This window comes from Pseudomonas sp. AP42, from assembly GCF_001728935.1.
GTDB classification, from domain to species: Bacteria; Pseudomonadota; Gammaproteobacteria; order Pseudomonadales; family Pseudomonadaceae; genus Aquipseudomonas; species Aquipseudomonas lactis.
In genome coordinates, this window is record NZ_LYSO01000002.1 from 113607 (window position 1) to 138864 (window position 25258).

Sequence of the window (25258 nt, forward strand, 5' to 3'; positions counted from 1 at the left end):
TGAGGTCATCGCCTCCACTGACGGGAGACTTCAGTCATGAGCCGAAAACCGCGGATCTGGCATATTCGTCTGGCTTTCGAGCCAAATCGATTCTCTTATGAGCAGTTCGAGAGGGTCTACGAGCAGCTAAAACCGACAGATGCGCGCGGTTCCTCAGAATTGCCACAACCCCAATCCTCTGTGACAAAGCATCGTGCTGCCAAGCGAGGTGAACAATGAGCCAGGCTGTGATGGTGGCGTTCTATGCTCGCGTATCCTCTGATCAACAGGCTAAACGCGGCACGATTGAAAGCCAGATTGCCGCGTTGACAGAGCGGATCGTGGCTGATGGTGCCCACGTTGCTGAGGACATGCGCTTTGTCGATGCAGGCGTCAGCGGCGCGACGCTGATTCGCCCACAATTGGAACGGCTCAGAGACCGCGCTGCACTTGGCCTGGTGGAACGTCTCTACGTCCTGTCCCCAGACCGGCTGTCGCGAAAATATGCTCACCAGGCCTTGCTGATGGAAGAACTATCGGCGTGCGGCGTACAGGTCGTGTTCCTCAATCATGCCATTGGCGTCACGCCAGAGGAGTCGTTGCTGCTGCAGATGCAGGGCATGATCGCGGAATATGAGCGTGCCAAAATCATGGAGCGCCATCGTCGCGGCAAGCTTCATGGGGCCAGACGTGGCAGCATCAATGTGTTGTCGACTGCGCCGTACGGTTATCGCTACATTCGTAAGCAACTTGATGGCGCACCCGCACAGTACGTTATCGACCTGCCGCAAGCGGCGACGGTCAGAACCATCTTTCAATGGATTGGGATGGAGCGACTGAGCATCGGCGAAGTGGTGCGACGCCTTGGGGCAACCGGCACCGTCACCGCCTCAGGTAAACCGTATTGGGATCGCAGCACTGTATGGGGAATATTGCAAAATCCAGCCTACATGGGCCGGGCCGCTTTCGGTAAAACACCGGCGCGTGATCGTTTACCTCGGATACGCGCACAACGCCACAGTGCCGAGGTGCCCAGGAAGGGCTACTCCACCGTACGTACCGATCCGAGTCAGTGGATCGAGATAGCCGTACCGGCGATTGTCAGCGAAGGGTTGTTTCAGTCGGTTCAAGAGCAACTTGCTGAGAATCGCAAAGCGACTCGTCAGCGCCGTCATGGTGCGGTCTACCTGCTTCAGGGCTTGACCGTTTGCGGCCATTGTCACTACGCCTATTACGGTAAAAAGGTCAGCAAGGCAGCGGCCAAAGTCCAACGTCGGGACTATGCCTATTATCGTTGCATTGGAACCGATGCCTACCGCTTTGGTGGCGAACGCGTCTGTGACAATCAGCAAATACGAACGGACCGTCTCGATGAACTGGTGTGGCAGCAGGTTGTTGAGCTGCTCGCCCACCCTGGAAGGCTAAAGAATGAATATGAACGTCGGCTGGGAATCCTCGAAGAAAAAGAAAAAACAAACCTTGATACGGCCGCACTGGAACGACAACGACTGCAGCTGGACAAAGGCAGGTCGCGGCTCATCGATAGTTATGCCGAGGGTATGATCGACAAAATGGACTTTGATCCGAAGATGCGGCACTTGAAGAGCCGTCTGGAGCAGCTTGATCAGCAGATTCAGGACTCACGGCGTCATCAGGTGGGGCAGCGCGAGCTGTTTCTCGTGATTAATCGTCTCGAAGAGTTTGCCGCGGCTGTCCATGACCGACTGGGCACTGTCGATTTCGTCACCAAGCGCGAGATCATCCGCGGTCTGGTCAAACGCGTCGAGATTCACAAAGACGAGATTTTGGTGGTGTTCCGGGTTGATCCGGATCCCGGGTTCAACGCCAGCGAGACGTCGACTGGCTCCGGCACCAGAGAAAAAAGTATGCAAGATCGTACGCGGCGTACTGGGCGCACCTTGCGGCGTGCCCTGCTTCGCAGGAATGCGCTTTCCATTTTCGAGAACACCTGTGCGCAGCCATCGAGCTATCAGCGCTAACATTCGCCTATCCGCAATTCGGTGTTGCAGGAAGCACATCATCCATTCGTGATGGTTGTACTGGATAGCTGCTGGTTTTATCGTGTTTATCCTCATAGTGTTTTTTACTCTGTCGCGACAGTTGCGCTCGCGGGTCAGCACCTTGTTACAGGGCGCTCATCAGTTGTCCATGGGCGACCTCAGTTATCGCCTGGCTGAACAGCCCCGTGACGACGAAATCAACCATGTAGCGCGGGCGTTCAATGTAATGGCCGCGCGCTTGGCGGACATGTTGGAAAACACTGTGCGGACAGAAAATCTCGCGGTACTGGGGGCCTTTGCCACGGGCGTGGCCCATGAGGTGCGCAATCCCCTAACAACCATGAAAACTACAGTGCAAGCCTTACTGCGCCGAGAAGAAGAACCCGAACGACGTTACTTGCTGACCGACCTAGGCAAGGAAATCGACCGCTTATCCCTTGTCACCAGCGATCTGTTGGAATATGGGAGGCCTCACCCGGCTCAACCCGAGGTGGTTGCTGTCGCGTCGTTGTTCGAGCAGATCGTCCGGCTGGCAGGGCCGGACGACCCGCAATTGCTGTGCGAAACAGAACCAGGCTTGCAGCTTTACGTCGACCCGGACCAGATCCGGCAGATCCTGGTCAACCTTTGTTTGAATGCGTTCCAGGCTTGCGACAACCAGAGCCCCGTGCGCCTGTGCGCCCAAGTATGGGATGGGCAGGTGCGAGTCATGGTCATTGACCAGGGCTGCGGTATCTCCGAGGCGGACTTGCAGCGCATCCGCCAACCGTTTTTTTACCTCCAAGGCGCGGGGTACAGGGCTGGGGCTGAGCATCAGTCAGCAACTGCTGGATGCCAACGGTGCGCGCATGGACATTATCAGTACGCTTGGCGTAGGAACTCAGGTGATCCTGGACTTTCCCGCGCCCCCAGGGAACGAGGCGAAGTAAACCACCGATGTCTGACATTCACGTTTTGATAGTAGATGACGAAGACACACTGGACGAAATTGCCACGCTGAAAATGCATCGGCGAAATATTCACCGCCATCGAGATGCCGGTGATGCCCTGCTCGCCTAACTGGCGCAAGTGCGCGCAGGCCGTATCGAGTACCGCATCGTGAGGGTCGGTGGCGATTTCCTGGATGAACGAGCGATCAATCTTGATCTTGTGGATGGGCAAACGCTTGAGATAACTGAGGCTGGAAAAGCCGGTGCCGAAATCATCGAGCGCAATGCGCACCCCCAACGCCTTGAGCCGGTGCAACGTATCGATCGCGCTATGCAACAGAAGCGACTCGGTGATCTCCAGCTCTAACTGCTCACCACGCAGACCATGTTTCTCCAGGGTGGCTTGGGCGATCACCCAAGGCATTATTTCCATGGCCCATCACCTCAGCCTGACGGTGGTCGCCGAAGGCGTGGAAACGGCGTCTCAGGTGGATTTCCTGAAGGGCAGTCGCTGCGATATTTTTCAGGGGTATTACTTTGCCAAACCAATGCCCTACGCAGAAATCGAAGCTTTCCTGAGCCATCCCGCGCCCCTTCCCTGAGCGGCCATTCTGTCGGGTCCCAGTCCTGTAAATCAGACGCTAAGGCAAATTGTCAGACTCCAACGCAGAACTCCCTCTCCCCAGGCAAGGCGCTCCCTGCGCCTTTCTCACACACTCGGCTCTAACGCTATCGCGCTGCATAACAACAAGAGCCGCGAAAAAATGACTAGTTTCCAACCTGCTACCGAAAATCAGACCGGCCACATCGGCGCCCGTCAGGCCCGTGTCGAGGACGCCGCATTGTTGCGCGGTCTCGGCTGCTATGCCGATGACGCTGCGATCCCGCCGGGGACGCTCCATGCGGCGATCATCCGTTCACCCCACGCTCATGCGCGGATCACCTCGGTGGACTTTTCCAGTGCGCTGCTGATGAAAGGCGTGCACGGCGTGCTGGTCGGCGAAGACGTCAAACGCTGGGCGCTGCCATTTCCGGTGGGTGTACGTCAGCCGATGGAGCACTGGTGCGTCGCCGTCGACAAAGTGCGCTACGTTGGAGAGCCGGTGGCCGTGGTGATCGCCGAGAGCCGCTATCTGGCCGAAGACGCCATCGAAGGTGTGCGCGTTGAATACGAGCCGCTGCCCCCGATCATCGATCCAGAACGGGCCACCGCCGAACAGGCGCCTATCCTGCACGAAGCCGTCGGCAGCAACGTGGTCAACGAACGACGCTTTCGTTATGGCGAGCCGGAGCAGGCCTTCGAGCAGGCGCCGCACAAGGTCTCGCTCAAAGTGAAGTTTCCGCGCAGTTCCTGCACACCCATTGAATGCTATGTGGTGTTGGCTCAGTACGAGCGCGCCACCGGCATTTATGACGTGCTGGCCAATTTCCAGGGCCCCTATGCATTACACACGGTCATGGCCCGGGCTCTGAATGTGCCTGGCAACCGCTTGCGTTTGCGCACACCGAAAGATTCCGGTGGCAGCTTTGGCATCAAGCAAGGGGTTTTCCCTTACGTGGTGATGATGGGGCTGGCGTCACGCAAGGTCGGCGCACCGGTGAAGTGGGTCGAGGACCGTCTGGAACATCTTCAGGGGGCTTCTTCGGCGACCAATCGGGTGACCGAAATTGAAGCGGCGGTAGAAGCAGACGGGCGCATCACCGCTTTGCGTTATGACCAGATCGACGATTGTGGTGCCTACCTTAGAGCGCCTGAACCGGCGACTTTCTACCGCATGCACGGCAACCTGACGGGTGCCTATGCGATCCGCAATCTGCAAGTGCGCAACCGCGTGGTGCTGACCAACAAAACCCCTTCCGGCCTGAACCGTGGTTTCGGTGGCCCGCAGGTATATTTCGCCCTGGAGCGGCTGCTGCAACATATCGCCGTGCAGTTGAAGCTTGATCCGTTGGACGTGATCCGCCGCAACCTGGTGCCGGCCGATGCCTTCCCATATCGCGCGGCCGCCGGTGCGTTGCTCGATTCCGGCAACTACCAAGCTTGCATTGCCTTGGCGGCGGCTGACGGTGGACTCGACGAGTTGCTCAAACGTCGTGATCAGGCGCGGGCGGAAGGTCGAATCTATGGCATTGGCTATGCCGCCGTCATTGAACCCTCGATTTCCAACATGGGTTACATCACCACCGCGATGACACCCGAAGAGCGGCGCAAGGCCGGTCCGAAAAACGGCGCTGTCGCCACCGCAACCATCAACGTCGGCCCGTTGGGTGACGTCAGTGTGCATGTGTCCTCGACACCGCAAGGGCAGGGCCATCAAACCACCGTCGCTCAGGTCGTCGCCGACGTGCTTGGGGTTGCATTGGAATCCATCGTGGTCAACGTCGAGCTGGATACTCAGAAGGACGCTTGGTCGATTGCCTCGGGCAACTATTCCAGCCGTTTCGCCGGCGCTGTGGCCGGTGCCGTCTATAAGGCCGCGCTGAAGATCCGCGATCGCCTCGCCGTGATTGCCGGCGAGCAATTGCAGGCCAGTCCCGAAGATATTCGTTTCGCCGGCGGCAAGATTTTTGTGGTCAATGGCGGGGCGGTGGCGCCATTCCATCGGATTGCCGGTGCGACCCACTGGTCGCCGGGCCTGCTACCGGAAGGTGAAAGTGGCGGTCTGCGCGAAACCGCGTTCTGGAGCCCGCCGCAATTGGTGGCCCCGGACGACCAGGACCAGGTCAATAGCTCGCTGTGCTACGGCTTTGTCTTCGACATCTGTGGTCTGGAAATCGACCGCATGACCGGCGAGATCCACATCGATCGCTACGTCACCTGCCATGACGCCGGCCGCCTGCTCAACCCCGCGCTGGTCGACGGCCAGATTCGTGGTGGCTTCACCCAAGGCCTCGGCGCGGCGCTGATGGAAGAATTCGCCTACGGTGAGGACGGCAGCTTCCTCTCCGGGACCTTCGCCGATTATCTGGTGCCAACCGCACCGGAAGTGATCGAACCGGTGATCCTGCACATGGATACGCCATCGCCCTTCACCCCGCTGGGCTCCAAGGGTGTGGGCGAGGGCAACAACATGAGCACGCCGGTGTGCATCGCCAACGCGGTGGCCGACGCCCTCGGTCGCTCGGACATCCGTCTGCCACTGACACCATCGAAAGTACGCACGCTCATCGGGATCGACGAGCCCCCTCGGCCCGCCGGTATGGAGCCCGACGAAGACCTGGACGCAGCACCTGCCGGTGGACCCGCGTTGCGGGCCAACGACTCGGTGGTGATTCCTGCTTCGCCGCAACAGGTCTTCGATACCTTGCTCGACCCGCAGACGCTGGCGGCGATCATTCCCGGTTGCCACGACCTCGTGCTTGAAGGCGAGAACCGATACCGCGCAGACGTCACCGTCGGCGTCGGCATGATCCGTGCGCGCTTCGAGGCCAAGGTGGCCCTGAGTGATCTGGACCCACCGCATTCGTTGCGTCTGTCCGGTTCCGGCAGCAGCTCGATGGGTTCGGCCCAGGGCCAGGCCAAAGTGCGTTTCGTCGAACTGGAAAATGGCCACACGCGTCTGGAATACCAATACCAGGTGGCGGTCAGCGGCAAAGTCGCCGCGGTCGGCGGCCGAATGTTGCAAGGGGCCTCGAAAGTGATCATCGGACAAATCTTTACTCGCCTGTCGCAACGGGTCAGCGGCCAAGCCATCTCCACCGGCTGGTGGGCGCGACTGCGCGCCTCGCTTGGCGCGCTGTTTGGCAAGGGGGGTGCGCAATGAAACCGGCTGCTTTCGATTACGTTCGGGCTGAAACCCGTCGTCAGGTGGTTGAGTTGCTCGCCGAGTATGGCCAGGAGGCTCGCATCATCGCCGGTGGCCAATCGCTGATGGCGGTGCTGAACATGCGCCTGGCTCAACCCAAGTTGCTGATCGATATCAATCATGTGGCCGAGCTGGCCTATATCGAGCTGCGCAAGGATTGCCTGGCGGTAGGTGCCGGGGTGCGACAGGCGCAGTTGCTGGCGCGTTCGACCCTGATGGACGAGGTGCCTTTATTGGCACTGGCGATGCCCTGGATCGGCCACTTCCAGACGCGTAATCGCGGTACGGTCTGCGGTTCGGTGGCTCACGCCGACCCCAGCGCCGAGTTGCCGCTGTGCCTGGTGACACTGGGCGGCGAGATCGTTCTCGAGTCCAAAAAAGGCAAGCGCATCGTCAAGGCCGCCGACTTCTTCCAAGGCATTCTCACCACCGACAAGCGTGCGGATGAGCTGGTCGTCGAGGTGCGTTTTCCGCTCAAGCGCGAAGGCATCACCTATCGCTTCCGCGAAATCGCCATGCGCCACGGCGACTTTGCAATTGTCTCCCTGGCCGCGGCCATCGGGACGGACCAGGTCGAACTCGGCATCGGCGGGGTCGCCGACCGTCCGCAACGTCGCAGCCTGCCACGGGGTGCGGCGCTGCCTGACGCGCTCAATCAAACCGCCTGGTCGCTCGATGCACAAGACGACGTGCACGCCAGCGCCGCCTATCGCCGCCAACTGGTTCGCGAGCTGGGTCATCAGATGATCGAAGGAGTCTGAACATGCGTGTAACTGCCGACCAAACCTTTCCGATTCGCCTGGAACTCAATGGCCGCTCCCGCGAAGCGCTGGCCGAACCGCGGACCCAACTCTGCGACTTCCTGCGCCACGACCTCGGTGCCACCGGCGTCCATGTCGGTTGCGAACACGGTGTCTGCGGCGCCTGCACGGTGCTGGTGGACGGGGTCGCCATGCGTTCCTGCCTGATGCTCGCGGTACAGGGGCACGAACGGCGTATCGAGACCGTCGAGTCCCTGGCCGACGACGACACACTGAGCGATCTGCAACAAGCCTTTCGCCGTCATCACGCCTTGCAGTGCGGCTTTTGCACTGCGGGCATTCTCATGTCCTGCGTGGATTTCCTCGAACGGGTACCCAACCCGGACGAGACCCAGGTACGCGACATGCTTTCGGGGCATCTATGTCGCTGCACGGGCTACACCGGCATCGTCCAGGCCGTGCTCGAAGTCGCTGCCCAGCGCCAAACGAACAAAGGGGTATAACAATAATGTTCGATCTCGGACGCAGTTTTCTCGCTGCCGTTGAACGCCGACCGCACGCCGTGGCGGTCAGTGACGGTGCGTTGAAGAAAACCTATGAAGACTGGTTCGTCGATATCCAGAGTGCAGCGCGGGGCTTGCAACGCCTTAGGCTGCAACGGGGTGACCGACTGCTGGTAGCGATGCAGAACCGCTGGCAGATGGCGACCCTGCATTGGGCCTGTCAGTTTGCGGGCGTGGTCATGACCCCGTTGAACTGGCGTTCGACTGCCGATGAACTGGGCTACTGCATCGAAGATGCGCAAATCCGCGCACTGGCTTACGACGACGCGACCGTGGCCGCGGTGGCCGGTTGCAGCGCCGCCACCAGGCTGCCACGGATCGCCGCCGGTATCCGTGCCGCCGACACCGACCTGAGTTTCGAGGAGCTGTGTTCGCAGACCCCCTCCGACATCATTTTGCAGGCCGACGCCGAAGACTTTTCACTGCTGCTGTACACCTCCGGAACCACCAGCAAGCCCAAGGGCGTGCCCCGTCGGCACCGTAGTGAACGCGCCGCGGCGGTGGCCCACGTAGCGCAAAACCTCTACCGCCAGAGCGAGTGCACGCTGGGTGTCATGCCGCTTTACCACACCATGGGCGTGCGTTCGTTGCTGTCCATGGCGCTGATCGACGGGCATTTCGTCTGTGTGCCGAAGTTCGACGTGGAAGCCACGCTGCAGGCCATCGAGCGGGAAAAGGTCAGCAACCTGTACCTCGTACCGACGCTCTACCACATGCTCATCGAGCACCCGGCCTTCGGCCGCGAGCGAGTAGCCAGTGTGGAGAAAATCGGCTTTGCCGGCGCGCCGATGAGCGACGGCTTGATGCGTCGCGTCGAGCAGGCGTTCCAGCCGCAGTTGTTCGTCAACCATTACGGCAGCTCGGAAATCTACACCTTCACCATCGACCAGCAGGCCAGTCGCAAACCCGGCTCCTCAGGGCGCAGTGCAATGAACCAGCGCGTGCGCGTGGTACCGATCGATGCTGAAACGGTGGACGTGCAGGCCAACCCATTGGAGGAGGGCCAGATCATCGCCGACCTGGCGAGTGACGAGGCGTTCGAAGGCTACCTGAACCGCCCTGAGGCGAACGCCAAGGCGTTGCGTGACGGATGGTATTTCACCGGTGACATCGGCTACTTCGATCTGGAAGGCGATCTGTTCGTCACGGGTCGTGTCGATGACTTGATCATCACCGGCGGCGAAAACGTCAGCCCGGCGGAAATCGAAAACATGCTCTCTCTGCACCCGGCAGTGGAAGAAGTGGTGGTGGTCGGTCTGCCTGACGAGCAGTGGGGCAAGATCATTGCAGCGTTTATCAAGCTGCGCGCCGAGGTGTCGGAATGCGACCTCGATGCTCATTGCATCGCTTCGGGCCTGGCCAAATTCAAGCGGCCACGGCGTTACCAGTTCATCGATCAGATTCCCAAATCTCCAGTTGGCAAGGTGCTGCGGCGCGTGCTGCTGGCCCAATTTCAGGAACAGGCCTTGAAGGCCATCAGCTAATCATCCAGAGGACACTACAATGCAACAACAAGCGATCCAGCAATTTCTCGACACTCAGTTCGATGGCTTCCAGGTTGAAGTCGATGTGTCCCGCGAGCGCGCTGACATCATCCTCAACCGGGCGCCGTTGAACGTCATTTCCATGGGGCAGCGTGATCAACTGCGCCTGGTCTTCGAAGCCCTCGATGCACACAAAGATGTGCGCGTCATCGTGCTGCGCTCGGTGGGTGAACACTTCTCCAGCGGTGGCGACATCAAGGGTTTCCTTGAAGCTTCGCCGGAGCACGTTTCGAAGCTGGCCTGGAACGTTGCGGCACCGGCACGTTGCGAAAAACCGGTAATCGTCGCCAACCGTGGTTACACCTTCGGCGTCGGTTTTGAATTGTCCCTGGCCTGCGATTTCCGCGTTGCTTCGCAAACCACGCGCTACGCCTTGCCGGAGCAGAACCTGGGTCAGATCCCAGGCTCGGGAGGCTCCGCACGCCTGCAGAAAATCATCGGCATCACCCGCACCAAACACATGGTGATGCGCGCCAAGCGCATTACGGGCGACCAGGCCTATGCCTGGGGTATTGCTACCGAGGTCGTGCCAGATACCGAACTGGAAAACACCGTCGATGCGCTGGCTGATGAACTGCGGCGCTTCTCGCCGCTGGCTCAGCGCACGGCGAAAAAACTGATCAACGACAACGAAGATGCGCCGCTGACCGTCGCGATCGAAATGGAAGGTCACTGCTACAGCCGCCTGCGCAGCTCCAAGGACTTCAAGGAAGGCGTCGAAGCGTTTCACAGCAAGCGTCCGGCAGTGTTCACCGGCGAGTAAATGCGTACCGGCGAGCAGGCCCGGGAGCATGTCGGCAAAGGCGTGCCTCCCTATGGAGCAGGGCCTGCCGCCCCTTCACTGAAACTGATAGGGCGCATCAATATTCGTTAATAGAAAACCCGTTGCGGGGCTCGTAGGGTGAGATCGGCTGCACCGAAATCCGTCCAATAAATATAAAAATCGGAGTTCCACTTATGGCTTCTAGCTGGCTGGTATTAACCATCGTGGCCGCCTACAGGGTGGTCTTGGCGTTGATCAGTTTCTGGGTTCGACGCTCTACACAAAGCGCGAAAAACTTCACCTCCGGAGGCAAGGAATTCCCGGCGGTGATTCCATCGTTGCAGGCCGTTGCGCAATTTTTCGGGCACATGCACGAATGGATGGCCGGGATCGCCGTTGCAGGACTGGCCGGGGCGCTGTTCGGCACCATGGCCGCGCTAACCATGGGCATCGCCACCTTGTTGCTCAAGGACTTCTATCAGCCGTTCTTTAACCCGCCGCCGGATGACCGGGCATGCCACCAAAATAATAATGACGAGGTAAGGCCATGCAGCCTGTGACGCTTTCCACCCCCGAAGCCGACATGGCCGGGGACTTGCCAGCAGGCGCCAGCCTGCGTGGCTGGCTCGACCATTTGCAGCGCCAGCAGCGTTTGGCAATGATACGTCCCGGCGTGGACCTGCGTTTCGGCGTTGCAGCGATTGCTAATCGTCTGGACGGCAAGAGCGCTTCACTGTTTCCCCAGCCTGGCGGCCACTCGATTGCGGTGGTTTCCGGCCTGCTGTCCGACCGGCAGTGGATGGCCGAGGCGATGGGCGTGGAGTCCGCTGAAGTGTTGGCGCGTTTCGAGGCGGCCAGCCTCAATCCGCTGCCGTGGCGGGAAGTCAGCGATGCAGCTTGTCAGCAAGTGGTGCATCGCGAGATCGACCTGAACAAACTGCTACCAATTCCCACCCACAACGAGTACGACAGCGGCCCTTACATCACCGCTGGCCTGCTGATTACCCGCAACCCGCGCACCGGGGTGCAGAACGTTTCGATTCACCGCTTGCAGGTGAGCAGCCCAAATCGACTGGGTGCATTGCTGCTGCCACGCCATGCGCTGGCCTTCTTTCAGGAAGTCGAGGCGCTGGGTGAGGATCTGGACGTGGCGGTGGTAATTGGTGCTGATCCGCTGACCTTGCTGGCGTCCCAGGCCATCGTGCCGATCGATCACGACGAACTGGAAATCGCCGGCGCTCTGCATGGCCGTCCGCTGGCGGTAACGCGCTGCGTGACCCATCAGATTCGCGTGCCTGCCGACGCCGAGATCGTCATCGAGGGCCGGTTGCTGGCCAAGGCGCGGGAGATGGAAGGGCCGTTCGGCGAGTTTCCGCAGTACTACGGCGAACGCGCCGAGCGACATGTGATCGAAGTCGACGCCGTAACCCATCGTCACAACCCGATCTTTCACACCATCGTCGGCGGCGGCCTGGAACACTTGCTGCTCGGCGGCATCCCGCGCGAAGCGACCATGCTCGCGCACTTGCGCCGCAGTTTTCCGTGCGTGCGTGACGTGCACCTGAGCAAGGGCGGAGTGTGTCGTTATCACCTTTATGTGCAGATCGACAAACGCTCCGAAGGCGAGGGCAAGAACGTCATCCTCGGCGCGCTGGGCGGTCACTACGACATCAAGCATGTCACCGTGGTGGATCTGGATGTGGACATTCATGACCCCACCGAAGTCGAGTGGGCGATTGCCACCCGTTTCCAGGCCGACCGCGACCTGGTGCTGATCCACGAATCCCAGGGCTCGAAACTCGACCCGTCCACCCGTGACGGTGTTGGCTCGAAGATGGGCTACGACGCCACGGTGTCGCTGTCGGCACCGACCATGCGCTTCAAACGAATCCAGGTGCCAGGCCAACAGGAAGTCGAACTCGACAAGTTGGCGGACGCGGCCCCGCAGGACTGGCAGCGCGTGCTCCAGATGCACGATTGAACCCGGTGGCCGCTGGATTCGGCGGCCTGTTTCCGATAGTTCCAACCAACTCAAGACACGTCTTGCGTGAGGCAACCATGACCACGACAACAACAACAACAACAACTGCATCGCCAACCAGCGCCGCTATCGATACACCGCAGATTCCACCGGGCAAGGCTTTACTGGCGGCATTTGCCTCAACATTCGGCTGGGCGCTGGATTTGTTTGACCTGTTCATTCTGCTCTACGTGGCGCCGATCATCGGCCGCATGTTTTTCCCCTCGGACACCCCGACACTGTCGCTGGCCGCGGTATACGCCTCATTCGCCGTGGCCCTGCTGGTGCGCCCCCTGGGTTCGGCAATCTTCGGCGCGTATGCCGACAAGCACGGCCGCAAGCGAGCGTTGATGGTGTCGATGGTCGGCGTCGGTATTTCCACGGCACTGTTTGGCGCGCTGCCGACCATTCATCAGGCCGGCTTATTGGCCCCGATACTGTTTCTGCTATTGCGGGTGATTCAGGGCATTTTCGTTGGCGGCATCGTGGCCTCCACTCACACCATCGGCACCGAATCCATCTCGCCGCGCTATCGCGGCCTGATGTCCGGGTTGATCGGTGGTGCCGGTGCCGGCATGGGCGCGCTGTTGGCGTCGTTCACTTACCTGGTGTTGTCGGAAATTTTCCCCGGGGATGAATTTGACGTCTGGGGCTGGCGCTTCATGTTCTTCTGCGGGCTGCTCAGCACGTTTTTCGGGCTGGTGATGTTCCGCTATCTGGAAGAAACCCCGGTCTGGCAGCAACTGCAACAAGCGCGCAAGACCAAGGGGCCGGCGGTAGTGGTCGTGTCGCCGCTCAAGCGTCTGTTTGGTCGCGAGTACCGCAGCGTGATGCTGGTCAATCTGCTGATTACATTCGGCGGCGGAGCGACGTATTACCTGGCCTGCGGTTATCTGCCGACCTTGCTCAACGTGGTCGCCAAAGTGCCCCATACGCAAACTTCGCAGATGCTCATGTACGGGTCGGTGGCAACCATTGTCGGAGCACTGGCCTTCGGTTACCTGAGTGACCTGATCGGTCGCAAGAAGACCTTCATGCTACTGGGTGTGATTAACCTGGTGAGCTTGCCGATGATGTTCCTCGGTGTCGCCGAGCCGGGTTCGCTGACCCGCACTGCGCTGTATTGCGTGGGCATCGCCTTCATGGGCGGGGCGATCATCGCGCCGATCCTGATCTTCCTCAACGAACGCTTCAGCACCGAGCTGCGCGCCAGCGGCACAGGATTGTCCTGGAACATCGGTTTCGCCCTCGGTGGAACCATGCCGACCTTTGTGTCCCTGTTCAGCAGCAGCCCCGCGCAGATCCCCATGGTACTGGCGATTTTCGCCGCCGGCCTGTCGGTGATCTACCTGATCGGCAGCGTGGTGATTCCGGAAACCCAAGGCAACTTCAAGTGAAGGAGATGGCAATGAACAGATTGACCGGCAAGGTCGCTATCGTCACCGGCGCGGCCCAAGGTATCGGCGCCACCTACGCCAAGGCGCTGGCGGCCGAGGGCGCGAAGGTGGTGCTCTGCGATTTGAAGGCGCCTGACGAAACCGCTGCCGCGATCCGCAACAAGGGCGGTACGGCCCTGGCAATCGCTTGCGACGTGACCGACGGTGCCGCGGTGCAAGCCATGGTCGAGGAAGCCGTGGCGCAGTTCAGCGGTGTGCACGTGCTGATCAACAACGCGGCGTTGTTCGCCACCCTGGAACTCAAACCTTTCGAGCAGACCAGCTCGGCGGAATGGGACCGGATCATGGCAGTCAACGTGCGCGGTTCCTTCGAGTGCGCGAAGGCGGTAATGCCGGTGATGCGCCGTCAGGGCTACGGCAAGATCGTCAATATTGCCTCGGCAACGGCTTTCAAAGGCGCGCCGATGATGGCGGCGTATGTCGCGTCGAAGGGCGCGGTGATTGCCCTGACACGCTCGATAGCGCGCGAAGTCGGCGACGCCGGCATCCGCTGCAACTGCCTGGCCCCCGGCCTGACCATGAGCGCCAACGTCCAGGCCAACGCCGCCTGGGCCGGCGACATCGTGCGCAACAACATCGCCAGCCGCTGCATCAAGCGCGAGGCGGTACCGGAAGACCTGGTCGGCGCGCTGCTGTTTCTGGCCAGCGCCGACAGCGATTTCATGAGCGGCCAGACTGTGGTGGTCGACGGCGGCTCGGTGACCCACTGATAGGGGGAGTCCATGCGCAGCCGATATTTCATTGAAAGGGTAAACCGTTATGAATCGTGAACAACAAATCGTTGAGCGTTCGCACGCATACCGCGAGAGCTATCGTGCGTCCACACCCAGCTGGTATCGCGGCGAAATGCACCTGGCTTTCACCCTGCTGTTCACCGGCGGGGTGCTCTGGTACTGCGCCAGCCAGATTGTCGATGCGAGCTGGCAGGAGTGGTTGCTGGTGGTAGTGCCGATGTTCCTGTTCGGCAATTGGGCCGAATGGGCGGGCCACCGTTATTTGCTACACAGCCCTAGGAGCTGGCTCAAGCCGGCCTACAAGCGGCATGTCGCCACCCACCATCAGTTCTTCTCGCACAAGACGCTGGACTATCACGGCCATCAGGATTGGCGCGCTCTGCTGTTTCCCCCATTCGCTCCGGTGTTGTTCGTGATGGCCGCGCTGCCGCTGGCCCTGCTGCTGGGCACGTTATGGACGGCCAACGCCGGCTATATCGCAATGTTGACGATGGCGGCCTACTTCCTGATGTACGAAGGCCTGCACACGCTGTCGCACCTCGAGCATCCGCTGCTCGATGCCATGCCGCTGGTCAACACGGTGCGCCGCATGCATGTCCTGCATCACAACCCGGACTTCATGCACACGCGCAATTTCAACCTGACCTTTCCGATCTGCGATGCACTGTTTGGCACCAGCGACTTGAACAAGGGCGTGCTGGGCACGCTGTTCAATGGCATGTCGGATGCGGCGCGCAAACCCGAGGACCAGGCTCGCGTTGATGCGCAGCAGGTCGAGCGCGCGTCCAAAGCGGCTACCGAACACCAGCTCTGACAGCGACTCAATGAGCGGTCGGTTCTGGTGGTCGACCGCTGCTCGCTGACCCACGGAATACCGGAGGACTCATGCAAAGCAGACATTTCATCGATGGGCAATGGACCGACGCGGGACATTGGGCGGACAGCTTCGACCCGGCCAGCTGCGAGTTGATCGGCCGCTTCGCCGATGGCGGCGAAGCCGAGGCGCAAGCGGCGGTCTCCGCCGCCGCGCGCGCCTTCGCCAACCCGCAGTGGTCACAGAATCCGCGCCTGCGTCAGCAATTGCTGCTGGACTGGGCCGCAGGCCTCAAGGCACGCCAGGAGGAACTGGCGCAGCTGCTCACCCGCGAGAATGGCAAGGCCCTGGTGCAATCGCGCGGCGAGATAGCCGGGGCGATTTCCGAGATTGTCTATTATGCCGGTCTGGCCCGACACAACCCCGGCCATGTGATGGAGGTGGCGCCTGGCGAGTTCTCCAACATGCTGCGTGAACCGGCCGGGGTCGCGGGGCTGATCATTCCATGGAATGCCCCGGCGGTGCTGCTGGTGCGCGCCCTCGCCCCGGCATTGGCGGCCGGCTGCACCGCGGTGATCAAGCCGGCGCCGCAGACCGCGCTATTCAACGCGGCCATGCTCGAGCCGCTATTCGCCCTACCGGGCCTACCGGCCGGCGCGGTCAACCTGTTCGCTGAAACTGGGCATGTCGGCGCGGCGTACCTGGTGGCTTCGCCGCTGGTAGATGTGCTCAGCTTTACTGGCTCCACCGCAACCGGCCAGCGCATCATGCAAGACGCCGCAGCGACCATGAAGAAGCTGTCCCTTGAACTCGGCGGCAAATCCTGTTGCCTGGTCTTCGAGGATACCGACGTCGAGGCTATCGCACCGAAACTGGCGGCAGCAGCAACCATCATTTCCGGCCAACAGTGCACCGCCGCACGGCGCGTGCTGGTGCAGGCCAGCCGTTTTGCCGAGATGAAACGTGCGCTCAGTGCCGCGCTCGGCGAAATCCGCCTGGGCCACGGTTTGGAGGCGGCGACGCAAATGGGCCCGCTGATCGACTGGCAGTCGCGCGACAAGGTCGAGAGGCGCATCGCCGAGGCGCTGGACTGTTGCGACGAGGTGCTGCTGGCCGGCGGCCGCCCGGATGGCGCGCTGAGTCAGGGCGCCTTCCTCGCCCCTGCACTGATCGCCCACCGCGACAGCGGCGCGTTCTTCTGCCAGGAGGAAATCTTCGGCCCGTTGCTGGTGCTGGAGTCCTTCGAAGATGAAGCCGAGGCAGTAGCGCGCGCCAACCATACCGAGTTCGGTCTGTCGGCGAGTGTCTGGACCGGGCAGGGCGCTCGCGCCTGGCGTGTCGCTCGGGCACTGCGCAACGGTACGGTGTGGCTGAACGACCACAACAAATTGTTCGCCGAGGCGGAAACTGGTGGCTACCGCAAGAGCGGTCTGGGGCGCTTGCATGGCGTCGATGCGCTGCTGGATTTCAGCGAGCTCAAACACATTTATCAGAACGTCGGCACGCTCGGTTGAGCGCGCACGCGAGGGTGACCATGGAGCTGCGCCATCTGAAGTATTTTACCTGCCTTTATGAGGAAGGCTCCGTCACCCGGGCTGCGCAGCGCTTGAATATCGTGCAACCGGCGTTGTCGATGCAGATCGCCAGGCTTGAGGAAGAACTCGGGCAGACGTTGTTCGAGCGCAGCTCCAAGGGCATGGCGCCGACCGAGGCCGGCGATCAGGCTTATCGTTTGTTCATGCCGATTCTTGCCCAGCTGCTGGCGGCGCGTCAGGCCCTGATCGACCGTAGCGGCCAGATCGGCGGACGCATCAGTGCCGGGCTGATCGCGTCTGCCGCCAACAACGCGTTGGCCAGCACCCTGGCGCATTTCGTCGAGCATCAGCCACAGGTTGAATTGAGCGTCACCTCGGGCTACAGCCAGGAGTTGATCGCGAAGGTCCTGACCGGCGTGCTGGATTTCGCGGTCATCAACCAAAGCTTTCAGCATGAGCACCTGATCGGCCACGACATTTTCGATGAGGAGCTACTGGTCGCCACCGGTGCAGCCAATCGCCTTAACGGAGCGTTGCCCTTGCCGTTGGCCAGTCTGGCGGGATTCAAACTGGTGCTGCCCTCGCGTCGTCACGGGCTGCGTATGGTCATCGACCAGCACCTTGCCGCCCAGGGCATTGAAGTCACCCCGCAGTTGGAGGTGGACGATCTGGCGGTCATTGAGGACTTCTTGCGTCGCAGCGACTGGGTCAGCGTGCTGCCGGCAACCGTCTTGCATCGCGGATTGCACGAAGGCGCGTTGCGCGCCTATCCGCTGGTCGCGCCGGTGATCAGCCGGCGCATGGTCTGTGTGCACGACGCCCGTCGACCACTGACCCCGGCGGCAATGCTGTTCATCGAGATGATCGGCAAAACCATGACCACCGCACTCGACGCCATCCATTTCTACAAAGAAGGTCCGATAGAGGAAGGCGACCATGAGCGTTCCCAGTAATAGCCGGCCGCAGCGGCTGATCGTAGGAATTTCCGGTGCCTCCGGCGCCGTTTATGGCGTACGTCTACTGGAGCTGTTGCGCGACACGCCGATTGAAACCCATCTGGTGGTCAGCAAGTCGGCGCTGATTACTTTGGCCCATGAAACCGAGATGTCCTGGTCTCAGATCAAGACCCTTGCTGACGTTAGCTACATCAATCAGGACATCGGCGCGGCAATTGCCAGTGGCTCGTTCAAAACCATGGGCATGATCATCGCGCCGTGTTCGATACGCAGCCTGTCAGAAATTGCCAGCGGCGTGACCTCAACGCTGCTGACCCGCGCCGCCGACGTGGTGCTCAAGGAGCGCCGGCGCCTGGTGCTGATGGTTCGCGAGACGCCACTGCACCGCAATCACCTGCGCAGCATGACCGAGTTGGCTGAACTCGGTGCGGTGATCGCGCCGCCAGTGCCTGCGTTCTATGCCAAGCCGACCAGCCTGGATGACATGATCGATCACACTGTAGGAAGGGTGCTGGATATGTTCGATATCGAACTGGGTGTCGTCCGTCGCTGGCGCGAACGACCGGAGCGCGTAGCAACGCTGGATGAGGTGATCGATGGTTGAGTCACATTCGGGGCATTCAGGCGGGGAGGCGCTCCAGGAATTCGCAGATCAGCTGCAAGGTCCGCTCGGTCGCTTCGGTCTGGGGAAAGTGCCGGCAGTTATCCAGCAACACACAGCGGCACGGCCCAGGCACCTGTCGCTGGATGACCATCAGTTGCTCGGGCGTGGCGTAGTGGTCTTCGCGACCCTGAATGACCAGCAGCGGCCTTTCGATATAAGCCAACTGCGCTTCGAGATCGTCCAAGGAAAAGTCCGGGTGCAACCAGCTGTCGCTCCAACCGTGAAAGGCGCCGTCGACATTGGTCCCATGGTGGCGTGTCAGGCGTTCGCGCAATTCGCCCTGATGCCAAACCTCGGTGGTATGGCGAATGCCATCGAGGCTCTCGGTCTCGACAATCACGTGAGGCGCCAGTGCAATGCTGCCCAATACGCGGGGATCATTGGCGGCGGCATAGGCGAGGACAATGGAGGCGCCGTCACTGTGACCGAGCAAAACCACTTGCGGCAGTTGCAAGGCATCGAGCAATTGCCGCAGTTCACGAGGGCCGTCGCTGCTCAGGTAGTTCAGCGGACGCGGCAGGGTTACCGGGCTCGATTGCCCATAACCCTGACGACTGTAGGTGACCACACCGCAACCGCTGGCCTGGGCCAGGCGCTGGGGGAAGTCTTTCCATTGATCGGCGCTGCCGAGGCCTTCGTGCAACAGCACAAGCGTCGGTCGCGATGGGTCAGCCGCAGGAATTTGGCGATATTCCAGGCGCAGCGGCCCAAGTTGCAGAAATTGTTGTGGCGACATGTTGAATCAACGATTGAACAAGGTTGCTCGCAGGTTACCGTAAACGTAACCCTGTCTGCAGCACCACGCTTTGCTTGAGGTACAGAAAACATGCGTCATCTCGATGTTCAGGTGATCGACCAGGCACTGCAATGGGCTCGCGCCGGGCAGGCCCAGTGGCTGTGTACGGTGCTCTCCACCTATGGCTCGGCGCCGCGTGCGCCGGGGGCGATGCTGGTGACCAATGGCTCGGGCGAACACGTCGGCTCGCTGTCGGGTGGCTGCGTCGAGGAGGAGTTTCTCGAAAGCCTGACGCGCGGTGAATTACGCGAACCGGCGCAGATCGTCAGTTATGGCGACAGCGTCGAGCAACGCCACCGTCTGCGATTACCCTGTGGTGGCGTGCTGATCGTGCTGGTCGAGCACCGCGCTGCGAGTCTCGAATGGATCGAGCACCTGGAGAGTCTGCAAGCGGCGTTACTGGGTCAGCGGCGTCTGCTGCGCCATGTCGAGTTGAGCAGCGGAGCCTTGCGCCTGGACGCAGACATCGGACACGGCAGCGAGCGGGTGCAAGTCGTCGACGAGACGGTGCGCATCAGTGTTGGCCCTGCGTTGCGACTGATTCTGGCCGGGCTGTCGCCGGTCGCTGAAGTTTGCGCCAGTTTCGCCCGCGCCATCGGCTGCGAAGTCATCGCCTGCGACCCCCGGGATGAGATGCAGCATGTGCAGCTCGAAGGCGTGGAGATGCAACGCATGCTGCCCTCGATGTACATCGCCGCTGGTGGTTGCCATGCGGCGACTGCGGTGGTGGCGCTGACTCACGATCCTCGAATCGATGATCTGGCGCTGATGGAAGCGGTTCACACCCCGGCGTTTTACATCGGTGCCATGGGTTCTCAGGCAACCTCGGCCAAGCGCGCCGAGCGGCTCAAGCGCATCGGTGGTCTGACGGATGAACAGATTGCCCGTTTGCACATGCCCATCGGCCTCGATCTGGGCAGCAAGGCCCCGGCGGAGATCGCTCTGGCGGTGGTGGCCGATATCCTGCGCGTTTATCACGGCAAAGAACGCCATGCCTTGTAAGGCGGTTTTTCCGACGAACGTGGGGGCTGCGAAAGTCGAGGTAGACGCTCGGTCATTCGCGCGCGATAGTGGTCAGCCAAGTCTGGCTGAACCATGGACCGATCGACGGGCTTGAGAAATAGATAAGCGCCCCGATGATATGCATTGAGGCCGATAACAATATCGCTTCAAGCGAGGAGGAATCTGATGTCGATTGCCCAACGGGTTTTCCACGGCAGGTTTGGCCGGGTCGCCTTGCTGAATATGGATCATTCGCTGGTCACCCATACCCATTCCGAATGCCATGTGCTGGTCAAAGTGTCCGGCGAGGATACTTACTTCAACGTTAAGGGTCGACGGGTTCCGCTCAGTGATCGCACCGCGGTGTTGGTCAACGCCTGGGAGCCGCATTTCTACGATCCGCAGCCGGGTGCCGGTGCCACGCTAATCCTGGCGCTTTACATAGAGCCCGCCTGGCTGGCCACTGCCCAGCAATCGCTGGCGCTCAGCGGTCGGCCGGACTTTTTTGCCCAATCATGCATCGAGCTGTCGAGTCGAAATCGCACCCTGGCCGACATCCTGGTCGCCGAAGCGCATGGTTGTGGGATCGTGCCGAAAGAGCGTTTGGAGTTCATGCTGTTCGACTTCCTGATCGAACTGATCGAGGACTTTTCCAGCTGGCGGCATTTGTCGCTACTGGGTGCGCCCAACACAGGTGAGTTCCGGGATGCGCGCGTGCGCCGTGGCACCGCCTGGTTGCTTGAGCACCTCGATGATCCGAACCCGATCGACAACGCCGCGCGGGCCTGTGGTCTGTCTCGGGCACACTTCTTTGCGCTGTTCAAGAAAGACACCGGCATGACCCCGACCCTGCTGCTTAACGACGCGCGCATGCGCCGGGCTTTTGCCTGGCTGGAGCGTGAGCGCAGTGGCACGTTGGGCCTGTTGTCTGAGAACCTCGGGTTCTCCGAGCAAGGTCATTTCACACGGTTTTTCCGTCAGCACATCGGCGCTTCCCCCAGCCAGTACCGAAGGGTAGTGGATAGCTATGCGGGGGTTTGAATATCGCCTCAATCCTGGCCTGCTCAGGTTATTTCCTGAAATTCAGACTCCGAGGCAAACTTGCAGACGTCCGCGCAAAACTCCATCGCTCAAGGCAAAGCTTTCCCTCGTGCCTTTCTCCCACACTCGGCTCTAATGATAGTGGCTGGGTGTCGTTGGCAGAAGCGTTGGCTATGTCTATAGCCGCTTAACCTTCCCCAGTCACAATACTGAAAATGGCTGGACTCGAGAAAATAAAGACTTTTTACGTATAAATAATTCCTTAAAATAATATTGGACCAGTACTAGTCGACGACTTAGATTCACATTACAAGAAAAGCAAGAACGTGAGTTGAAAAATAATATGGCTAATGATGCGATTCTGGAAACTGTTGGTTTGACCAAAGAGTTCAAAGGATTTATCGCTGTTGAAAATATCAACTTGCGTGTGAAGCGTGGCTCAATTCATGCCCTGATCGGTCCCAACGGTGCCGGAAAGACGACATGTTTTAACTTGCTCACCAAGTTTCTCGATCCTACCCAAGGGACTATTCGCTTCAACGGCCAGGACATCACTCGTGAGCACCCAGCTGCAGTAGCGCGCAGAGGGATGATTCGATCTTTCCAGATATCGGCAGTCTTTCCTCGCCTTACCGTGCGAGAAAACATCTATATTCCGCTACAGCGAAGCCTGGGGACTTCCTTCCATTTCTGGAAGTCGCGCGCTGCACTTGCCGCTCTTGACGATAGAGCGATGGAGTTGCTCGCCCAAGTGGGATTGGAGTCATTCGCCGATCTAGTAGCAATGGAACTGTCCTATGGCCGCAAGCGAGCGCTGGAAATAGCCACCACTTTAGCGCTGGACCCTGAGTTGATGTTGCTCGATGAACCCACCCAAGGCATGGGGCATGAAGACGTCGATTGGGTCATGGAGCTGATCAAGAATGTCGCCGCCAACCGCACTGTCCTGATGGTCGAGCATAACATGAAGGTTGTAGAGGGGATTTGCGACACTATCACGGTACTTGCTCGCGGCAGTGTGCTCGCCGAGGGCAGTTATTCTGAAGTTTCAGTCAATCCACTCGTGGTCGAAGCCTATATGGGGAGTGCCGACAGTGAGCTGCGCTCTCCAGGGAGCCATTGATATGACCAATGCTACCGAATACATGCGAGTTGCCAACTTGCAAGCCTTCTACGGTGAGTCTCACGTTCTCCACGGCATTGACTTCACTGTGAAGCAGGGTGAATGCGTTACTTTGTTAGGTCGCAATGGCGCAGGCCGCACCACCACCTTGCGAGCCATTATGGGGCTCACGGGGAAGCGCCAGGGTTCGATCATAATAGACGGTACTGAAACCATCGATCTATCGCCCCATAAGATTGCGCGCCTGGGTGTGGGTTATTGCCCAGAGGAAAGAGGCATTTATGCCAGTCTTTCGTGTGAGGAAAATCTGCTGTTGCTGCCGCGTTTAGGAAACAATGGAATGTGCCTGGAGGAAATCTATGAGATGTTCCCCAACCTCTACGAGCGTCGTCACAGCCAAGGTACCCGCATGTCGGGTGGTGAACAGCAAATGCTGGCCATGGCCCGAGTCCTGCGCACTGGTGCGCGCCTTCTACTGCTTGACGAGATATCCGAGGGACTTGCACCGGTCATCGTCCAGCGGCTCGCCGAAATCATCCGCCAGCTCAAGAGCAAGGGCTTCACAATCCTTCTGGTCGAACAGAATTCACGTTTTGCCGCCCCCCTCGCGGATCGCATGTATATCGTCGAGCACGGCAAGATTATCGCTGAGATTCACCAGCACGAAGTTGGGCAAAAAAGCGATCTGCTTCAAGAATATTTAGGGATCTAATATCGGCTAAAGCACTTGTCTGGTTTAGACGGTTCCAACGGCGAGCCAAGGGATTTAAAACCCCTACAACGCACCTTCTGGGTACAAGGCTGAAGCGTGTGGCTCTATAAGTTTTCCAGGCTCTTCGGCGAATATCCTACTAATAACAAATCGTCAGGATAAACAATATGGCAACACTCTTCGATGTTCCATTGTCGGCCTTGACAGGCCAACTTATGCTAGGACTGGTTAACGGCTCGTTTTACGCGATCCTCAGCCTGGGCTTGGCAGTTATATTTGGCATGCTTCGCATCATCAATTTCGCGCACGGTGCGTTTTTCATGATGGGAGCGTTTTTTTCATGGATGTGTCTCAATTATTTTGGCGTCAACTATTGGTGGTCATTGTTGCTTGTACCACTCACGGTGGGGATTGTCGGCGTTGTGATCGAACGCGCTCTGCTGCAGTGGTTGTATAAGCTCGATCATCTATACGGTTTATTGCTGACATTTGGGATGGCGCTCATCATCGAGGGCGTTTTCCGTAATGAATTTGGTGTTTCAGGTCAACCCTACGCAGTCCCTGAGGCACTGAAAGGGGCAATGAATCTGGGATTCATGTTTCTACCCGTCTACCGAGGCTGGGTGATTGTTGCCTCGCTTGCCGTATGCGCCCTGACGTGGTTCATGATCGAAAGGACACGCTTGGGGTCATACTTGCGTGCTGCCACGGAAAACCCGGCATTGACCCAGGCCTTCGGCATTAATGTACCTGTCATGGTGATGCTGACTTATGGTTTCGGCGTCGCGCTGGCCAGTTTTGCCGGGGTGCTGGCTGCGCCAGTATTACAAGTCAGTCCCATGATGGGCTCGCAGTTGATTATTGTGGTATTTGCGGTGGTGGTGATTGGCGGGATGGGCTCGATTTTTGGCGCCATTATTACCGGTCTTTCACTCGGCGTGATTGAGGGTTTGGCCAAACTGTTCTATCCGGAAGTTTCCGCAACCATTGTTTTTATTATCATGGCGATCGTCCTGTTATTTCGGCCGGCCGGTCTATTTGGGAGGGCTGAGTAACATGTCATCGAGAACGCGACTATTAGGCTGTATCCTTCTGCTCATCTGCGGTGCTATTGTCCCCTTCGCCATATACCCGATACTGGCCATGAAGGTGCTTTGTTTTGCGCTGTTTGCCTGTGCATTCAATCTTTTGCTTGGCTATACCGGCTTGCTTTCGTTCGGTCATGCCGTCTTTTTCGGCGCAGCCGCTTATGTGAGCGCCTATAGCATCAAGGTGTGGGGCTTCCCGCCCGAGCTGGGGATCCTCACAGCGGTTGTGGCTGCCGCCGTGCTGGGGTTGGGATTCGGCCTGTTGGCGATACGGTGCTCAGGCATCTACTTTGCGATGATCACATTGGCGTTGGCGCAGATGATGTATTTCGTCTTCCTGCAATCTCCGTTCACCGGAGGGGAGGACGGTTTACAAGGTGTGCAGCGCGGGCTGTTATTTGGGTTTATCGACCTCAGCAACGACGTAAATCTGTACTACCTGGTGTTTGCCATCTTTGTTTTTGGCTTCTGGTTGATTCATCGCGTTATCCAGTCTCCTTTTGGCCAGATTCTCAAAGCCATTCGAGAAAACGAGTCGAGGGTGATTTCCCTGGGCTATCAGGCAGCCCGATACAAATTGTTGGCCTTCGTTCTTTCGGCTGCTCTGGCGGGGCTCGCTGGCGGTACCAAAGCCGTGTTGTTTCAGTTCGCGACCTTGAGCGACGCCCATTGGCAGACCTCGGGCGAAGTAGTGCTGATGACCCTGCTCGGAGGCCTGGGCACCATCTTCGGCCCACTGATAGGGGCCGCCATCGTTGTGACTCTGCAGAACGCATTGGCCGATAAGGTGGGCGCGCTCTTGCCAGTCATCATGGGCGTCATTTTCATCGTTTGCGTGCTGCTCTTTCGCCGCGGTATTGCCGGGGAGTTTGCGGCTTTCTACCAAAGCAGGCTGGCGGCAAGGCGCGCTGATGCAAACCGCCGAAAGTCTCTTGGGGCCTCTCGCAAAG

Annotated in this window: 20 protein-coding genes and 4 pseudogenes; 22 read left to right on the forward strand and 2 right to left on the reverse strand. The window is 59.5% G+C overall.

What is annotated here, in order from left to right; genetic code table 11:
- Nucleotides 1-215: 215 nt before the first annotated feature.
- Both A7K61_RS01610 and A7K61_RS30700 read left to right on the forward strand, forming a co-directional pair.
- Entirely contained in the window at nucleotides 216-1979 is a 1764-nt protein-coding gene (locus A7K61_RS01610; protein WP_256557689.1) for a recombinase family protein, read from the forward strand.
- A gap of 169 nt (nucleotides 1980-2148) precedes the next feature.
- Nucleotides 2149-2929 (forward strand): annotated as a pseudogene (locus A7K61_RS30700) (ATP-binding protein).
- On the opposite strand, the pseudogene A7K61_RS34125 reads toward A7K61_RS30700, so the two are convergent.
- A pseudogene (locus tag A7K61_RS34125) lies at nucleotides 2859-3335 on the reverse strand (EAL domain-containing protein); the annotation flags it as partial. The pseudogenes A7K61_RS30700 and A7K61_RS34125 overlap by 71 nt on opposite strands.
- Before the next feature lies 1 nt (nucleotide 3336).
- Here A7K61_RS34125 and A7K61_RS30710 point away from each other — a divergent pair.
- The 14 genes and pseudogenes from A7K61_RS30710 to A7K61_RS01690 all read left to right on the forward strand — a co-directional run.
- Nucleotides 3337-3531: pseudogene (locus A7K61_RS30710) on the forward strand (EAL domain-containing protein); the annotation flags it as partial.
- Nucleotides 3532-3693: 162 nt separating this feature from the next.
- Nucleotides 3694-6693, forward strand: a complete 3000-nt coding sequence (locus A7K61_RS01630) for a molybdopterin cofactor-binding domain-containing protein (RefSeq protein WP_069556809.1) — start codon at nucleotides 3694-3696, stop codon at nucleotides 6691-6693.
- On the forward strand, nucleotides 6690-7496 hold the full coding sequence (locus tag A7K61_RS01635; protein ID WP_017737798.1) for a xanthine dehydrogenase family protein subunit M: 807 nt from the start codon (nucleotides 6690-6692) through the stop codon (nucleotides 7494-7496). The genes A7K61_RS01630 and A7K61_RS01635 overlap by 4 nt, the downstream gene beginning before the upstream one ends.
- A gap of 2 nt (nucleotides 7497-7498) precedes the next feature.
- Complete coding sequence (locus tag A7K61_RS01640; protein ID WP_008060977.1) at nucleotides 7499-7999, forward strand: (2Fe-2S)-binding protein; 501 nt, start codon at nucleotides 7499-7501, stop codon at nucleotides 7997-7999.
- Nucleotides 8000-8004: 5 nt separating this feature from the next.
- On the forward strand, nucleotides 8005-9543 hold the full coding sequence (locus A7K61_RS01645) for an AMP-binding protein (protein WP_069556810.1): 1539 nt from the start codon (nucleotides 8005-8007) through the stop codon (nucleotides 9541-9543).
- Nucleotides 9544-9562: 19 nt separating this feature from the next.
- The gene (locus A7K61_RS01650) at nucleotides 9563-10366 is read left to right on the forward strand and encodes an enoyl-CoA hydratase/isomerase family protein (RefSeq protein ID WP_052229556.1); all 804 of its coding nucleotides are present in this window, start codon (nucleotides 9563-9565) and stop codon (nucleotides 10364-10366) included.
- A 194-nt stretch (nucleotides 10367-10560) separates the two neighbouring features.
- Entirely contained in the window at nucleotides 10561-10926 is a 366-nt protein-coding gene (locus A7K61_RS33045; protein ID WP_069556811.1) for a hypothetical protein, read from the forward strand.
- Entirely contained in the window at nucleotides 10914-12347 is a 1434-nt protein-coding gene (locus A7K61_RS01660; RefSeq protein ID WP_069556812.1) for a UbiD family decarboxylase, read from the forward strand. Before A7K61_RS33045 ends, A7K61_RS01660 begins: the two co-directional genes overlap by 13 nt.
- Nucleotides 12348-12424: 77 nt before the next feature.
- Entirely contained in the window at nucleotides 12425-13783 is a 1359-nt protein-coding gene (locus tag A7K61_RS01665) for an MFS transporter (protein WP_083263029.1), read from the forward strand.
- Nucleotides 13784-13794: 11 nt separating this feature from the next.
- Nucleotides 13795-14553 carry an SDR family NAD(P)-dependent oxidoreductase gene (locus A7K61_RS01670; RefSeq protein WP_017737792.1) on the forward strand — a complete coding sequence of 253 codons (759 nt, stop codon included), beginning with the start codon at nucleotides 13795-13797 and terminating at the stop codon, nucleotides 14551-14553.
- 49 nt (nucleotides 14554-14602) lie between these two features.
- Nucleotides 14603-15391: a fatty acid hydroxylase gene (locus A7K61_RS01675; RefSeq protein WP_017737791.1), complete on the forward strand. Its 789-nt coding sequence runs from the start codon at nucleotides 14603-14605 to the stop codon at nucleotides 15389-15391.
- Between the two features lie 71 nt (nucleotides 15392-15462).
- Complete coding sequence (locus A7K61_RS01680; RefSeq protein ID WP_017737790.1) at nucleotides 15463-16905, forward strand: aldehyde dehydrogenase family protein; 1443 nt, start codon at nucleotides 15463-15465, stop codon at nucleotides 16903-16905.
- 20 nt (nucleotides 16906-16925) lie between these two features.
- Nucleotides 16926-17879 (forward strand): LysR family transcriptional regulator, encoded by a 954-nt coding sequence (locus A7K61_RS01685; protein WP_069556813.1) that lies wholly within the window; start codon nucleotides 16926-16928, stop codon nucleotides 17877-17879.
- The gene (locus A7K61_RS01690; RefSeq protein WP_026136920.1) at nucleotides 17863-18486 is read left to right on the forward strand and encodes a UbiX family flavin prenyltransferase; all 624 of its coding nucleotides are present in this window, start codon (nucleotides 17863-17865) and stop codon (nucleotides 18484-18486) included. Before A7K61_RS01685 ends, A7K61_RS01690 begins: the two co-directional genes overlap by 17 nt.
- A gap of 16 nt (nucleotides 18487-18502) precedes the next feature.
- Here A7K61_RS01690 and A7K61_RS01695 read toward each other — a convergent pair whose 3' ends face one another.
- Nucleotides 18503-19282, reverse strand: coding sequence for an alpha/beta fold hydrolase (locus tag A7K61_RS01695; RefSeq protein ID WP_069556814.1), 780 nt, complete (start codon nucleotides 19280-19282; stop codon nucleotides 18503-18505).
- Nucleotides 19283-19372: 90 nt separating this feature from the next.
- Here A7K61_RS01695 and A7K61_RS01700 point away from each other — a divergent pair, with 90 nt between their 5' ends.
- The 6 genes and pseudogenes from A7K61_RS01700 to A7K61_RS01725 form a co-directional block, all read left to right on the forward strand.
- Nucleotides 19373-20344 carry an XdhC family protein gene (locus A7K61_RS01700; RefSeq protein ID WP_069556815.1) on the forward strand — a complete coding sequence of 324 codons (972 nt, stop codon included), beginning with the start codon at nucleotides 19373-19375 and terminating at the stop codon, nucleotides 20342-20344.
- Between the two features lie 186 nt (nucleotides 20345-20530).
- Nucleotides 20531-21385 (forward strand): AraC family transcriptional regulator, encoded by an 855-nt coding sequence (locus A7K61_RS01705; protein ID WP_069556816.1) that lies wholly within the window; start codon nucleotides 20531-20533, stop codon nucleotides 21383-21385.
- Between the two features lie 343 nt (nucleotides 21386-21728).
- Nucleotides 21729-22508 (forward strand): ABC transporter ATP-binding protein, encoded by a 780-nt coding sequence (locus A7K61_RS01710; RefSeq protein ID WP_069556817.1) that lies wholly within the window; start codon nucleotides 21729-21731, stop codon nucleotides 22506-22508.
- 1 nt (nucleotide 22509) lies between these two features.
- Nucleotides 22510-23220, forward strand: a complete 711-nt coding sequence (locus A7K61_RS01715) for an ABC transporter ATP-binding protein (protein WP_069556818.1) — start codon at nucleotides 22510-22512, stop codon at nucleotides 23218-23220.
- 167 nt (nucleotides 23221-23387) lie between these two features.
- Nucleotides 23388-24275: a branched-chain amino acid ABC transporter permease gene (locus A7K61_RS01720; protein WP_069556819.1), complete on the forward strand. Its 888-nt coding sequence runs from the start codon at nucleotides 23388-23390 to the stop codon at nucleotides 24273-24275.
- A 1-nt stretch (nucleotide 24276) separates the two neighbouring features.
- Nucleotides 24277-25173, forward strand: a pseudogene (locus A7K61_RS01725) (branched-chain amino acid ABC transporter permease); the annotation flags it as partial.
- Nucleotides 25174-25258: the final 85 nt, after the last annotated feature.

What these genes read in the sequence shown, in the direction of transcription:
- A7K61_RS01685 (WP_069556813.1), top strand. Translation starts at nt 16,926, where the DNA reads ATGGAGCTGCGCCATCTGAAGTATTTTACCTGCCTTTATGAGGAAGGC.
- A7K61_RS01610 (WP_256557689.1), top strand. Translation starts at nt 216, where the DNA reads ATGAGCCAGGCTGTGATGGTGGCGTTCTATGCTCGCGTATCCTCTGAT.
- A7K61_RS01630 (WP_069556809.1), top strand. Translation starts at nt 3,694, where the DNA reads ATGACTAGTTTCCAACCTGCTACCGAAAATCAGACCGGCCACATCGGC.
- A7K61_RS01700 (WP_069556815.1), top strand. Translation starts at nt 19,373, where the DNA reads ATGCGTCATCTCGATGTTCAGGTGATCGACCAGGCACTGCAATGGGCT.
- A7K61_RS01690 (WP_026136920.1), top strand. Translation starts at nt 17,863, where the DNA reads ATGAGCGTTCCCAGTAATAGCCGGCCGCAGCGGCTGATCGTAGGAATT.
- A7K61_RS01660 (WP_069556812.1), top strand. Translation starts at nt 10,914, where the DNA reads ATGCAGCCTGTGACGCTTTCCACCCCCGAAGCCGACATGGCCGGGGAC.
- A7K61_RS01650 (WP_052229556.1), top strand. Translation starts at nt 9,563, where the DNA reads ATGCAACAACAAGCGATCCAGCAATTTCTCGACACTCAGTTCGATGGC.
- A7K61_RS01680 (WP_017737790.1), top strand. Translation starts at nt 15,463, where the DNA reads ATGCAAAGCAGACATTTCATCGATGGGCAATGGACCGACGCGGGACAT.
- A7K61_RS01705 (WP_069556816.1), top strand. Translation starts at nt 20,531, where the DNA reads ATGTCGATTGCCCAACGGGTTTTCCACGGCAGGTTTGGCCGGGTCGCC.
- A7K61_RS01670 (WP_017737792.1), top strand. Translation starts at nt 13,795, where the DNA reads ATGAACAGATTGACCGGCAAGGTCGCTATCGTCACCGGCGCGGCCCAA.
- A7K61_RS01695 (WP_069556814.1), bottom strand. Translation starts at nt 19,282, where the DNA reads ATGTCGCCACAACAATTTCTGCAACTTGGGCCGCTGCGCCTGGAATAT.
- A7K61_RS01715 (WP_069556818.1), top strand. Translation starts at nt 22,510, where the DNA reads ATGACCAATGCTACCGAATACATGCGAGTTGCCAACTTGCAAGCCTTC.
- A7K61_RS01665 (WP_083263029.1), top strand. Translation starts at nt 12,425, where the DNA reads ATGACCACGACAACAACAACAACAACAACTGCATCGCCAACCAGCGCC.
- A7K61_RS01635 (WP_017737798.1), top strand. Translation starts at nt 6,690, where the DNA reads ATGAAACCGGCTGCTTTCGATTACGTTCGGGCTGAAACCCGTCGTCAG.
- A7K61_RS01675 (WP_017737791.1), top strand. Translation starts at nt 14,603, where the DNA reads ATGAATCGTGAACAACAAATCGTTGAGCGTTCGCACGCATACCGCGAG.
- A7K61_RS33045 (WP_069556811.1), top strand. Translation starts at nt 10,561, where the DNA reads ATGGCTTCTAGCTGGCTGGTATTAACCATCGTGGCCGCCTACAGGGTG.
- A7K61_RS01720 (WP_069556819.1), top strand. Translation starts at nt 23,388, where the DNA reads ATGGCAACACTCTTCGATGTTCCATTGTCGGCCTTGACAGGCCAACTT.
- A7K61_RS01710 (WP_069556817.1), top strand. Translation starts at nt 21,729, where the DNA reads ATGGCTAATGATGCGATTCTGGAAACTGTTGGTTTGACCAAAGAGTTC.
- A7K61_RS01640 (WP_008060977.1), top strand. Translation starts at nt 7,499, where the DNA reads ATGCGTGTAACTGCCGACCAAACCTTTCCGATTCGCCTGGAACTCAAT.
- A7K61_RS01645 (WP_069556810.1), top strand. Translation starts at nt 8,005, where the DNA reads ATGTTCGATCTCGGACGCAGTTTTCTCGCTGCCGTTGAACGCCGACCG.